Source organism: Iodidimonas muriae, assembly GCF_014647255.1.
In the GTDB taxonomy this organism is placed as follows: domain Bacteria; phylum Pseudomonadota; class Alphaproteobacteria; order Sphingomonadales; family Rhodothalassiaceae; genus Iodidimonas; species Iodidimonas muriae.
In genome coordinates this window covers 37,313-49,406 of record NZ_BMOV01000009.1, presented here as the reverse complement: position 1 = coordinate 49,406, position 12,094 = coordinate 37,313, and the positions used below count along the sequence as shown (strand labels likewise).

Genomic DNA, 12,094 nt, shown 5'->3' with positions numbered 1-12,094 from the left:
GCGGCGATAGAGGTTGAAGAAAAGAACATATGGGCCAATGATCGCATTGGTTTGATTGTCTCACTGCCCTTTTTTATCCGGCGATGAGGGATTTTGTTGGGGATTTAGCATGCGTTTTATAACTGCGTTTTCTATCGCTTTGGGCTTTGGCGGATTTGCTGCTGCAGGGGATGCAGAGAGCACAAGTCACCGCTTTTTTCAGAATTTATCGGCTCTGTGTGGCCAGTCTTTTGCCGGTCGGGCTACAGATGTTGAAGAGGCCACAAGGTCTTTGGCCCAAGAGCGCCTTTTCATGCATGTCCGGGAATGTACAGACGCCGAAATACAGATAGGCTTCCATGTTGGAGAAAACCGTTCGAGAACGTGGGTGGTTTCAAGAACGGATGCCGGGCTGCAATTGAAGCATATTCATCGGGATGAAAACGGCAGGCCAGAACAGCTGAGTTTTTACGGTGGCATGGCGACTTCAAACGGGACGGAATGGCGTCAGGAATTTCCGGCGGATGCGTATTCAAAAGAAATTTTTGCAGCTGCTGGATTGGAGCAGTCACTTCAAAATATCTGGTCTCTTGAAATCGGTGAGCAAGAATTTTTTGCATATGCCCTCACACGTCCGGAATATAAAGTCCGTGTCGCGTTCGATTTAAAGAACCCGATCTCCCCCCTTCCGTCTATCCCGAACTGACCGCAAGAAGGTAGGGGATGGAACAAGACCAAGTTTTGTGTTTTTGGGGTAAGGCCCAGCCAAAGGATCATGCCGGGTCAAGCTGGCATCCTTTGGCCTATCATAGCCTTGATGTCGGTGCGGTTGCCACAATTCTGCTAGAGCGCCGGCCACGGATGAAGGCCGTACTGGCACGTGGTTTGGCTATCGATGAATTGCATGTTCCGAAATTGGTGGGGTATCTTGTCGCCTTACATGATCTGGGAAAATTCTCGCGCCCGTTTCAGGCACTTTCTCCTGATCATTGGCCACCGTTTTTAGGCGAACTTAAGGACGCCAGTGCGTCCCCACGTCACGATGCTGCCGGATACCTGCTTATTGACCGACTTCTTGGGCCACTTTTTGGGTCATGCCTGTCGCGTAAACAAGAAAGGGCAGCCGAAGCCCTGTTGGGGGCAGTTGTCGCCCATCATGGTGCGCCTGTTGGCAGTAGTCAGTCTGCCGATCTGTTAAAAACCTATGGGCTAGGTGCTGATGCGGCGAAGGCTTTTGTCGGTATGGCAGCAGATGCCATCGGCCTGAGCCTGCCACTTACCTGTGGGCTTGATGCAATATCTGCCAAGCGGGTCAGTTGGACATTGGCTGGCTTGGCAGTGTTGTCGGATTGGATTGGCTCTAACCAGCGATGGTTTCCCTATACCCCGCCCACCATGTCTCTTGGTGATTACTGGCGGCTTTCCCTTGAGAAGGCCGAAGCAGCCGTTCGGGAGGCGGGTGTGCTACCGGCGATCACAGCCTCGGCTCAGGATTTTGGAGAGCTGTTTCCCGGATTGCAGGCCCGCCCGGCACAGAAATGGGCAGAGACGATTGATCCGGGGGGCGGGCCCATATTGGCGGTGATAGAGGATTCGACCGGAAGCGGGAAAACCGAGGCCGCGCTTATGCTGGCTCATCGCCTGATGGCGCAGGGCCAGGCGGAAGGCATTTTTCTGGCATTGCCCACGATGGCAACGGCGGATGGAATGTTCGACCGTGTGGCGGAAGGGTATCGCCGCCTGTTTGCAGAGGAAGGACAGCCGCCCGCACTCACCCTTGCCCATAGCCGGGCAGGGGTGCGCGATGGTTTTCGTGCTCTTGGTCTTTCAAGCGGCGCGGCAAAAGACGAAACCTATGGCGACGAGGAAGAAACAGCCTCGGCTGTCTGTACTGCATGGCTTGCAGATGACCGGCGCAAGGCCTTTCTTGCCGATATTGGTGTGGGGACGGTAGATCAGGCATTGCTGGCAATATTACCGGCGCGTTATCAGGCTTTGCGGCTGTTGGGGCTTGCTGGAAAAGTTCTGATCCTTGATGAAGTCCATGCTTATGACGCTTATATGCAGCAGGAAATCCAGACATTGCTGGAATTCCACGCCAGTATGGGCGGGCATGCGATCCTGCTGTCTGCAACATTGCCGCAAACTGTGCGAAAGCGTTTGCTTGCCGGCTTTGCGACAGACGCGGGGGCACCCGAAAATCTGCCGGACAACCTCCCTTATCCGGCTGCATTTCTGGCCAGCGCGGATGGCCTTCATATTCATGGACTCCCCAAGCCCGCATTAGGGGCAGAGCGAAAACTTGACCTTGCCAGACTGGATACGGAAGCGGCAGCACTGGAGACCGTGATCGAGGCGGCGGGGCGCGGCGACGCTGTTTGCTGGATTCGCAACACCGTCGATGACGCCATATCGGCCTGGAACCAATTACGCGATCAGGGTTTTTCATCGATCCTGTTTCACGCCCGCTTTGCCCTTGTGGACAGGCTGAGGATTCAGGAAACGGTGATGAAACGCTTTGGGCCACGGGGCGGGGCAGCGGACCGTGCCGGACAGATACTGATTGCAACGCAGGTGGTTGAACAATCGCTCGATCTGGATTTTGACACCATGATTAGCGATCTGGCGCCGATCGATCTGTTGGTCCAGCGCGCCGGTCGTTTGTGGCGCCATATGCGACCCGGTCGCGAAGGTGTGCCTTGTCTCCACATCCTCTCGCCGCCACCGCCAGACAATCCTGATGCAAAGTGGCTAAAGGCACATATGCCGGGTACGGCAGCCGTTTATCGCTCATCCGCCAGACTGTGGTTGACAGCCCGGTCCCTGTTTGGGGAGTCCGACAGGACGCAGCTTTTATTGCCCAATGATTTGCCGGTGTTGATCGAAACCGTGTATCCCGATGATCGACAATGCGGCGTGCCAGCCGGTCTGGAGGATGCGGAACTGCACGAAGAAGGCCGGGAGGGCGCGGAGAGAACCCTTGCCAAAATGTCGGTTCTGGATATCGGCAAAGGCTATAGCCGAACGGATACGCCTTGGGAATCCGATACACAGGCGCGAACCAGATTAGGCGAACCCACAACCACCCTGCGTCTGGCTCGTGAAGATGGCGGCCTGCTGGTGCCATGGGCCTATGGTGGAGCAGCGGGAAATGCAGTTCCGTTTGAACAATTGCGAGCGCTTTGGGCGCTGAGTGAGATCAGTGTACGGGCATCCAGAGTGGGAGGACCTTGTGAAGATCACCAGGAAACAGATCAGGTTGCAGCCGCCAAGCAGTTCTGGCCCCGCTGGGCGCGGCGATCAATCCAACTTGTGATCATGCGTGAGGGCGAAGGCAAAGATGGCGGCACTTGGAATGCTGTGGTGACAAGCGAAATGGGCGATCAAAGGCTGGCTTATGATCCATTAAAAGGGTTATGGTTTGTCGACGCTGAAAACGGCTGATTCAGTGGTAGAATCTTTGACAAGTGAAAAACTATGAACTATCAATAGCTTCTAGGAAGAGTGTTCCCCGCACGCGCGGGGATGAACCGGTCGATTTTACCTGATCGTCGCGTTCGATGATGTGTTCCCCGCACGCGCGGGGATGAACCGCTGGTGAACCGAGTTCGAGCAACACCGCAACAGTGTTCCCCGCACGCGCGGGGATGAACCGCCGGTGACGGATGCTGCGCTGCGCGTGATGGCGTGTTCCCCGCACGCGCGGGGATGAACCGCTCAGCCTGGGCGCGATCCGATGCGATATCCCGTGTTCCCCGCACGCGCGGGGATGAACCGCTCGCCTTGCAGTCAAACGCGATCGGCACGATGTGTTCCCCGCACGCGCGGGGATGAACCGGTTATGGATCTGCCCACCCGCGCTTGCCGATCGTGTTCCCCGCACGCGCGGGGATGAACCCAATATTATTGAGAAATTGAACTCTGGTCGGCCGTGTTCCCCGCACGCGCGGGGATGAACCGGGGAGGGTGCCGCCCAGTCCGCGGATGAGGTCTGTGTTCCCCGCACGCGCGGGGATGAACCGATGAGGACAGCGAGGGGCTGCAGTGCCTGCGGGTGTTCCCCGCACGCGCGGGGATGAACCGGCAACTATTCGGAAATCCCAAACAGTTCATCAGTGTTCCCCGCACGCGCGGGGATGAACCGGACACCCAGCAAAAGGTGGCGGCGCTCGAAGCGTGTTCCCCGCACGCGCGGGGATGAACCGCATCCCGACCCGAGTGCGTGCTTATAAACTCTGTGTTCCCCGCACGCGCGGGGATGAACCCGCGCCCGTGAAGAAGCCGCAGAAGCAGTCGATGTGTTCCCCGCACGCGCGGGGATGAACCGTCTGCGAACGCATAATCGAGACCACGGACTCCGTGTTCCCCGCACGCGCGGGGATGAACCGTTCGCGAGATGGAGGTTAGCTCCTGCAAGATTGTGTTCCCCGCACGCGCGGGGATGAACCGCTGCGTTCTATCGCCGAGCATGGCATGCGTTGGTGTTCCCCGCACGCGCGGGGATGAACCGGCCAAATCCGAGGAAAGCCAGATGCAGCGTTCGTGTTCCCCGCACGCGCGGGGATGAACCGCTGCTTTTAATCATCGTATTTGCATCGCTCATGTGTTCCCCGCACGCGCGGGGATGAACCGCTCAAGAAGATCATCGCGCGCGGTGGTTCGCGGTGTTCCCCGCACGCGCGGGGATGAACCGCTTCCTTGTCATCAGGGGCAAGGCTGTATTGAGTGTTCCCCGCACGCGCGGGGATGAACCGGGGATTAAGGACATTCTGGCGGTACGCACAGAGTGTTCCCCGCACGCGCGGGGATGAACCGATTTTGCCAGGCGATCCAAAACGCCGGTCAGTGTGTTCCCCGCACGCGCGGGGATGAACCGTGTTGAACCCTGTCATCTCCGAGCTTGACCGCGTGTTCCCCGCACGCGCGGGGATGAACCGTCGCCTTCAAGCTCGCCCATACCTTCGGCTTCGTGTTCCCCGCACGCGCGGGGATGAACCGTCCTTAACCCAATCATCACCGAACTTGACCGCGTGTTCCCCGCACGCGCGGGGATGAACCGACGGATGAGGATGGCGGAAGCTTCATTGACTGGTGTTCCCCGCACGCGCGGGGATGAACCGATCGAAACGTTTCTTGCGGATGAAAGCGCGCGGTGTTCCCCGCACGCGCGGGGATGAACCGCAGGTGCCGGTCACTGTTGCGGACTACGTGGCGTGTTCCCTGCACGCGCGGGGATGAACCGTGTATTGAAAGCCGCGCCTTTGCGGAAGCGATGTGTTCCCCGCACGCGCGGGGATGAACCGATATACAGCTTGTCCGTATTATCCCGGAAATCGTGTTCCCCGCACGCGCGGGGATGAACCGGACGTTCACCCACACCATGACTAATTTAGACAGTGTTCCCCGCACGCGCGGGGATGAACCGAACCGATCTGGCTCTTGGGACTCTCTCGTTCAGTGTTCCCCGCACGCGCGGGGATGAACCGCTCATGCTCAAAATCGTCATTCTCATAGACAAGTGTTCCCCGCACGCGCGGGGATGAACCGCAAATGTCGCCGCTAGGGAGAGGCTCATGCCAGTGTTCCCCGCACGCGCGGGGATGAACCGCTGGAAATGACTTTGGATGTTGGGGCAACGGAGTGTTCCCCGCACGCGCGGGGATGAACTGATAAAGCTACAGCTGAGAGGGCGGTTATTCTGTTACCGCCACCACATTATCATCGCTGTTTCGATCAATATATTTGTTATAAGGATCAATCCCCGCAAAGGCCGGCTTGCGCCTTGTGATCACCCGGATCGTTTGCGTTCCCGATATAACCGGCAGCCGTTTCATGGAAATCACGTCCTCGGCTTTGAAACTTCCCATGCCCGGACGCTGGTCAAACAGCCCGATGTCGATCTGGTCGGAGAGCGGGGTTGGTTCTTCCACACCGGCTCCATCGGCATAGAATTTCTGTGCCGCAACCGTAATCACCGTCTCGAATGTATCATCGGGTAGGGCGCGCACGGTGGCGTCTTCAGCCTTCAGGTCATAGATGGTGATGCGGTCCAGAAGGTCCAGCACCAGATCATGCTCGTCGCTATTGCGCGTAAGGGACAGGAACCCTTCTACAAGCTCTGTGGAGCGGGCATAGGGTGCTCCTTTGAAGCGGTATTTGTCCAACAGGCTTGCAAGCATTTGGTTCACGCGATCTTCGCCCAGCCGGTCTTGCAAAAGATACAGCACCACCGCGCCCTTGCGATAATGGATATAGGCTTGGTTTTCCACGCGATCGAGCGGCAGTTCCTCGATCCGTTCGCTGCCCCTCGAGCGCAGATAATTGTCCAGTTCATATTTCAGGAAACGCCGGATCTGATCCTCGCCATAGATCTGTTTCATCACCATCAGCGACGAATATTGCGCCATAGATTCGATCAGCATGGTGTTGCCCTGCATGGCTGCCGCATTGAGCTGGTGCGCCCAATATTGGTGGGCGATTTCATGGGCTGTCACATAGGTTACATAGTCGATCTTATCGGGATCGCTGGTATTGGCGATGAAACCGATACGCTCGGAATAAGGAATGGTGCCCGCAAAAGACTGGGCAAAAGAGGCATAGCCGGGAAATTCAAGAATACGGGCGTGATCGAACTGATAAGGGCCGAAATTTTGCTGAAAATAGGCCAGAGAGGTTTTCATAGCCTCTAGCATGCGGTCCACATTCCACACATGCTTGGGGTCGGAATAAACCGAAAGCTGCACGCCATCCGCTTCTTCTGTCTTGATTGCGTAATTTGCCGACTGGATCGAGAAGAAGGCAACAATAGGGGCCGATGAAACAAAACGTGCGGTGCGGCGGCCATTTTCGGTGCTGGTCATAACCTCGCGCCCCGGTGCCACCGGCACCTGATCCGCATCGGTTGTGATCGTGATGTCGGAATAAACCCAGGACGCATTGCTGATCCCGTTTCGTGCCGTTGCCGACAGGTCTTCAAGCTTTGCTGCCCGCAGCTCGGATGGCAGCCCGTGTTTGCGGCGTATGACAGGATCGCTGAGCAGGGAATCCCGGCTCATACCGATTTGCGGAGCAATCTGGAAATTGCTGAGAAAGGTGCCATTCCTGACCAGTCGCGTATCGTCGCCATTGGCCGGCAATCCTTGATTATGGCGCTCGGTTTTAAAGGTTAATTCTGAAGTGGCATTGGGGGCCAAGGGGGTGGTGAAACGATAAATGCGGTATTGCAGGTCTGTATCGTTCATTTCCAATGTGGCGTCCGGCAGATCGGTTGCGATCAGCTTGGTGGTGAAATCCGACAGACGCACATGCAATTCTTGAAGGGGCGCACCGGTATCATTGATAAATTGGTAGCGGCCTTCGGTGATGGCTTGCCGCTTGGCAGGGTAAAGCGACACATCCAGCGTGATATGGGTAAGCGATGGCTGTTTGATCTGTTCATTTGCGAGATATTTCTTCTCGTATTCGGCCCGCATGCGGTTGAGATCATCCTGTGTGCGATACACATTGAGGACATTCATATTCCAGAATAACCAGCCGCCGGTTACCGTATAAACCACCAGTGCCACCGCCATGACAGCCCCGGATGGGCTGGCCAGTCGCTGCGGCAATTGCTTCAGGCGGGGCGTCAGCCGGGTTTCTGTGCCCCGGCGCCACAAAAGATGCGCCAGCACGGCCAATATGGCTGCGAAGGCCCCCCAATAAAGGCGCAGCCACCATCCCACGGCCCCGCCGATCTCGCTGCCATTCATGTCAGAGAACAGTTGTGATCCGGTAGCGCCATATTGATAGAGCGGATGTTCGAACCCGATATTGGTGAGGGTGATGGTGGCCACCAAATAGATGACCATGATGCCCCAGCCGATATATTTATTGGGGCTAAGCGCTTGCACAAAGACAGCGAGGATCGCCAGAATGACCATATCCACCGTCATCGGCAGGACATACCAGCCAAGATATTGGTCCAATTGTACGTCATAGTGACCACGGACAAGCTGTACGGCCATCGCTGCCAGAACCGATGCCACAAGCGCCGCGAACAACACCCCCATCACGGCCAGAGTTTTCGGAATCATATAAGCCCAATTGGGCAGCGAGGTGGCGTCGATGATTTCGTGCATTTTGCGTTCACGGTCGCGCCACACCAATTCACCGGCATAATAAATGGCAATAATCAAAGGGAAGAGGCTGAAGCTGCCGCGCAAAACCTGGATCATGGAAAAGGTGAGCGGGCGCGCCGGGGTGCCGTAAATCTCGCCGGAGAAAAGCAAGCCACCCAGTGAATTGAACAGGCCGATCAGCAAAAGAACGATAAAGGCCGGGCTTTTAAACACCAATCCCATTTCAAATCGGCACTGGGACACCAGCCGTGCCCGGATCGCTTTGGCGGGCCGCGCTTTGGGAAGCCTGTCAACAAGCAGCGGCGCTGTGGCGGCGAGCTTGGCGGTGTTGCGTGCTTGTTTGCGTAACGCACGCTTCGATATGCCCCGTTCGGCAAAGCTGAACCGGGCATAGCTCAGGAACAAGGCCGCCAGTCCGACCCCGATCCAGATGAGCCGGTTGAACAGGATAAAGCCCATGATCGGGGGCGTGAGCGTGTTTTGCTCGCTGGCGGTCCAATAGCGGATCACATTGCCCACGGCAGCCAGCCCGAATGGCTCGATATAGCTGGCAATATCGCGCAGTTCCGGCTTGGAGCGGAGGATGGTGTTGACCACAAGATAGGCAATCAGAAACGCCACAACGCCCAGATAGGAATACATCATGGAGCGGGTCATCGCCGCGACAAGGAAGAAAATAGCCGAGGTGAGGAACAAATTGGGCAGTGCCAGTACCATATAGGCATAAACATAATTATGCAGCCGGTTTGGCCCCAGCGTTTCCGGATCGACCCATGGCATGAGCGAGCCAAACCAGATGGCCAAAGGGATCGCCAGAAAGGATATGGCCGCCGCGCCAAATGCGCCAAGAAAGCGGCCAATGAGATAGTTGAATTTTGATACTTGCGTGGAGCGCACCATCGGGCCAAAGCCGCTTTCATCATCGCGGACAATGACATTGGCGACAAATGCGGTGGTCACAAACATATAAAAAAGCGAAAAGATCTGGTGGATCTGGATGATGGCGCTGGGCGAATTCTTGTGAATATTCCCCCCGCTGCCGATCTGTATCTGATCCACGGTGATGGACCCATAGGTCAGCAAAAAGAACAGGATAACAACGACCCAAAACACCGGATTGCGGAATTGATAGCGAAGTTCGAAGGCGGCGATCTTTCCGAACATGATTTGGCGTCCTCTTCAGGCGGCTGTTGCGGTGGAGGCGCGCCGGGCATGGGCAAGCGCTGAGAAATAGACATCCTCCAGCCCCCCTTCCACAGCAGTGAAACCATTTTGAGGGTCGGATGATGACAGCACATGAATAATGGTGCGTCCGGCAAAGAGCCGCGTGGAGATAACGTCATAACGGTCGGAATAGCTGTCGAGCTGATGGCGCTCGATTGTTTTGGCCCAGATGCTGCCACGGGTTTGATGGATGAGGTCGAGCGGCGCCCCTTCAAGCTGGATCCGCCCCGCCGTCAGCACGGCCATGCGTGGGCACAGATCGGCCACATCATCCACGATATGGGTGGACAGAATAACAACGACATTTTCACCGATTTCCGCCAACAGATTAAGGAAGCGGTTGCGTTCTTCGGGATCAAGACCGGCTGTTGGTTCATCGACGATGATCAATTCGGGATTGCCGATCAGAGCCTGGGCGATGCCAAAGCGCTGGCGCATGCCGCCGGAAAACCCGGCAATGGCCTTTTTTCGCACGGCCCATAAATTTGTCTGGTTCAGAAGGGTTTCCACCGTCTCTTTCCGCTCGCGGGCCGAGGCAATGCCCTTCAAGACCGCCATATGGTCCAGCATGTCATAGGCCGAGACACGGGGATAAACGCCGAAATCCTGCGGGAGATACCCCAGCCGTTCTCGCAAAAGTTCGGGCTGGGCGATCACATCGATATCGCCAAACCGGATGCTGCCCTCGGTGGGGGTCTGCAAGGTGGCCACCGTGCGCATCAAGGTGGATTTCCCTGCCCCATTGGGGCCCAAAAGGCCGTACATGCCTTTGGGGATACTCAATGATACAGCGTCCAGTGCCCGTGTGCCATTGGGGTAAATATGTGTGACAGCCTTGAGTTCCAGCATGTGAAAGCCTCCCTTTATCAAGAACACTTTAGTTGGTGATTTGGAAAGCTAAAGAGTTCTTTCGTTTAGGCCCGGTTTTTATGTTTTTTCGTGTGTATCCGGATGGCGCGATCATTTAAGCGCGGGCGGAGACAAGCCATGCTTTTCCGTGCATCATCACCCCTTTTTGCGGCACATGATGGCGCGCAAAAAGATCGTGAAGATCCTGGCCGGCTTTCAGCGTTATCGAGGCGTCTGTGGTTTTTACTAACCGGCCTTGGGCGATGGAGTTGAGGGCGAAGTCAACAGCGGTCTGCGGGGATGCGCCTGCGCCGCCCACCGGTTGCAAGCCTTCATGGGGGGCCACGTCCATGTCCTTGAAGCCGCTGGCGTCTAAAATGTCGCGCACATAATCCAGATCTTCAAAGGCAAACGGTCCGGGCGCGCGCGGGATAGCGGGCGGCACATCGATATATGTTTTCACAATGGCCATCATGTCCATCATCCATGGATTGTCGCGCGGGGCAGCCCAGACCGCCAGATCGACCCGGCCATTTTTGCGCAGCAGGCCATGTAGATTGGAGAATGCGGCCACCGGATCTTCAAAGAACATACAGCCAAAGCGGGAGAAAAGACGGTCAAACGGCGCGTCTTGCAAACGGACAGTGGCGGCATCGGTACATAGGAAGTGTGCGTTTTCCACACCGGCTGCTGCGGCCCGTGCAAGTGCTGCGGCCTTGAGGTCCGGTGAAATATCAATTCCCAAAACATGGCCGGAAGGGGCAACTGATTGGGCAATGGCAATGGTGGTGGCGCCCCCGCCACAGCCGATATCAAGAACCGTTTCACCGGCCTGATAATCGGCGCGGGCCAGTAAAGCTTTGCCGATGGGGGCAATCATTCCTTCAAAACCGGATAGATTGGCAAGCCATGTGGCGCCCATATCGCCAGCCCAATCCTCTGTTTTCAAGTCTTGGGGATTATGGACATCCGTGTTGGTCATTGCTGCGTTCCCGGTGTTTGAAGGCTCTCGCCAATTTGTTCAGCCGTTCATATGTCGATCCTAGATCACCATATCCTGCTTGTCGAAGGGGAAGGACAAGAAGATCGCGCATGTTACGGACAAGCAAAAGCACCAAAGCCGGTGCTTTTCAGGGATAAGGAATATGGGGGCGAATTTACCGAGGCTGAGCACCGCCAATGATCTGATCGGCAAGGCTGACGAGATCGGGTGCGCAAAAATCCGGGCGGGGCACATGGGAGGCAGGCAAGATGGCATTGTGGGGGCGGGTCAGGAACGCGCCATGGCAGCCTGCGGCTTGCGCCCCGATGGTATCCCATAAATGGCAGGCAACAAGGCATATTTGCGCCATTTCGGCTCCCATTTCCTTTGCCACAAAACGGTATGTTTCCGGAGCCGGTTTGAACTTTACAACCGCCTCGATACTAAAGGATCGTTCGAAGAAATCGCCTAATCCTGCCCGTTCCAGGGGTGAGGGGGCGGCGGTGCTGGCGGAATTTGTCAAGGTGACAAGCCGAAAGCCCGCATCGCGCAGCCGGGTGAGGGCGGGTGCCGCATCTTGATGGGCGGGCATGCTGCCCATCTGTTGTTTCAGATCATCAATATCGCTGTCGCTCAATGGCCGGTTATGGATGGAGGCCAGCATTTTAAGGCTTCCCACCGCCAAATCACCGAATGGCGTGTAAAGGCCGGATAGCGTCATCGTTTGGGAATAGAGGATCAACTGCGCAAACCAGTCCCGCAGGGCGGCGCTATTGCCAAACACCCGCTTGAACACAGGATCAAGCGTGGTGATATCCAGCAGCGTTTCATTCACATCGAATATGATGATCGAAATGGCTGTGCGCTTGGTCATGGGGCTTGTTTGCTCGCTTTTTGATCAGGGCAGCATCCATGCACTGCCCTGATCGGAAATTCGGGGCCG

General features: G+C 56.5%; 6 protein-coding genes and 1 CRISPR repeat array. Of the genes, 2 read left to right on the top strand and 4 right to left on the bottom strand.

Annotation, left to right across the window (positions count from 1 at the left end; translation table 11 throughout):
• Positions 1 to 109 precede the first annotated feature (109 nt).
• Both IEX96_RS11750 and cas3 read left to right on the top strand, forming a co-directional pair.
• Complete coding sequence (locus IEX96_RS11750; RefSeq protein WP_150006185.1) at positions 110 to 685, top strand: hypothetical protein; 576 nt, start codon at positions 110 to 112, stop codon at positions 683 to 685.
• 17 nt (positions 686 to 702) lie between these two features.
• Positions 703 to 3,423: a CRISPR-associated helicase Cas3' gene (gene cas3, locus IEX96_RS11745; RefSeq protein ID WP_188873982.1), complete on the top strand. Its 2,721-nt coding sequence runs from the start codon at positions 703 to 705 to the stop codon at positions 3,421 to 3,423.
• A 60-nt stretch (positions 3,424 to 3,483) separates the two neighbouring features.
• Positions 3,484 to 5,648: direct repeats of the CRISPR family, unit length 29 nt; unit sequence GTGTTCCCCGCACGCGCGGGGATGAACCG.
• Between the two features lie 24 nt (positions 5,649 to 5,672).
• Here the strand turns inward: cas3 and IEX96_RS11740 are convergent.
• The 4 genes from IEX96_RS11740 to IEX96_RS11725 form a co-directional block, all read right to left on the bottom strand.
• Positions 5,673 to 9,260 carry an ABC transporter permease/M1 family aminopeptidase gene (locus IEX96_RS11740; protein ID WP_188873981.1) on the bottom strand — a complete coding sequence of 1,196 codons (3,588 nt, stop codon included), beginning with the start codon at positions 9,258 to 9,260 and terminating at the stop codon, positions 5,673 to 5,675.
• Positions 9,261 to 9,275: 15 nt separating this feature from the next.
• Positions 9,276 to 10,169 carry an ABC transporter ATP-binding protein gene (locus tag IEX96_RS11735; RefSeq protein WP_149999876.1) on the bottom strand — a complete coding sequence of 298 codons (894 nt, stop codon included), beginning with the start codon at positions 10,167 to 10,169 and terminating at the stop codon, positions 9,276 to 9,278.
• A 115-nt stretch (positions 10,170 to 10,284) separates the two neighbouring features.
• Positions 10,285 to 11,151 carry a class I SAM-dependent methyltransferase gene (locus IEX96_RS11730; RefSeq protein WP_150006188.1) on the bottom strand — a complete coding sequence of 289 codons (867 nt, stop codon included), beginning with the start codon at positions 11,149 to 11,151 and terminating at the stop codon, positions 10,285 to 10,287.
• A 175-nt stretch (positions 11,152 to 11,326) separates the two neighbouring features.
• Complete coding sequence (locus IEX96_RS11725) at positions 11,327 to 12,025, bottom strand: haloacid dehalogenase type II (RefSeq protein ID WP_150006189.1); 699 nt, start codon at positions 12,023 to 12,025, stop codon at positions 11,327 to 11,329.
• Positions 12,026 to 12,094 lie beyond the last annotated feature (69 nt).